Origin of the sequence: Mesorhizobium sp. M7A.F.Ca.CA.001.08.2.1, assembly GCF_003998455.1 — a bacterium.
Lineage (GTDB): Bacteria > Pseudomonadota > Alphaproteobacteria > Rhizobiales > Rhizobiaceae > Mesorhizobium > Mesorhizobium ciceri.
Genome location: NZ_RZPW01001155.1, coordinates 1 through 1304 on the forward strand (window position 1 = coordinate 1; position 1304 = coordinate 1304).

2 protein-coding genes are annotated in these 1304 nt (G+C 68.6%); both read left to right on the top strand.

Going from position 1 to position 1304, the window contains the following annotated elements:
• Positions 1–1071 (top strand): double-strand break repair protein AddB (gene addB / locus EN914_RS35735; RefSeq protein WP_127389704.1); only part of this gene is annotated, 1071 nt, incomplete at its 5' end.
• Positions 1068–1304, top strand: a 237-nt coding sequence (locus EN914_RS35740; protein ID WP_164779184.1) for a UvrD-helicase domain-containing protein, incomplete at its 3' end; no start/stop codon positions are given. The genes addB and EN914_RS35740, both read left to right, overlap by 4 nt.

A 1304-nucleotide genomic window follows, 5' to 3' on the forward strand; every position in this document is an offset into this window, starting at 1 on the left:
GGGAAGGTGGTGCTGTCCCGCTCGGCACGTGCCGGCGATGCACCCGCCGTGCCGTCGCGCTGGCTTCAGCGGCTGCTGACCTTCATCGGCAGCGACCAGGCAGCGGAGCTGCGCCGGCGTGGCGACGAGCTGCTCGCCTGGGCGCGCGCGCTGGATGCCGGCCCAAGGCAGGATTTCGCGCCACGGCCGCAGCCGAAGCCGCCGCTGTCGGTGCGCCCGACGCATTTCTCGGTCACCGAGATCGAGACCCTGCGCCGTGATCCCTACGCCGTCTATGCAAGACGCATCCTCGGCCTGATGCCGCTCGATCCGGTCATTCGCGATCCTGGTGCGGCCGAGCGCGGCACGCTGTTTCACGCCATCCTGCACCTGTTCTCAGGCAGCGTCGCCGATCCGCGCGCTCCCGATGCGCTTGCCGGCCTCATCGCCGCCGGCCGCGCCTGCTTTGCCGAAGCCGCCCTTCCGGCCGACGTCGAGGCGGTGTGGTGGCCGCGCTTCGAAAAACTCGCCGCCAACATCATCGAGTGGGAGCGCACGCGCGCTGATGCTGTGACAAGGCGCCATGCCGAGGAGCGCGGCGGAAAGACCGTTGTCGGCCAATCCGGCGTGACGCTGTCCGGCTACGCCGACCGCGTCGACCTTCTGGCCGGCGGCATGGCCGACATACTGGACTACAAGACCGGCTCCTCGCCGTCCAAGGCGCAGGCGCACACACTGCTTGCGCCGCAACTGGCGCTGGAGGGCGCGCTGCTCAGGCGCGGCGCCTTCAAGGATTTGGGCGTGCGTGAGCCCTCTCAGCTGGCTTTCATCAGGCTGAAGCCGAATGGCGAGGTGTTCGAGGAATCCATCCTCGAACACAACCGCCAGCCGCGAACCGCGACCGATCTTGCCGAAGAGGCTTGGGCACGGCTGGAAAAGCTGCTGATCCACTATGCGGACCCTGCGACCGGGTATCTGTCGCGCGCGCTGCCGTTCCGCGAAGGCGAGACGGATGGCGACTACGACCATCTTGCCCGCGTGCTCGAATGGTCGGCAGGCGGCGATGCCGGCGACGAGGGAGCGGAGGCATGAAGAAGGCCTATCCCATTCCCAGCGACACCGCGACCAGCCAGGCCCGCGCCGCCGACCCCGGCAATTCCGCCTGGGTGTCGGCCAATGCCGGCTCCGGCAAGACCCATGTGCTGGCGCAGCGCGTCATCCGGCTGCTGCTGCGCGGCACCGATCCGTCGAAGATCCTGTGCCTGACCTATACGCGCGCCGCCGCCGCCAACATGTCGAACCGGGTCTTTTCGACACTGTCGGAG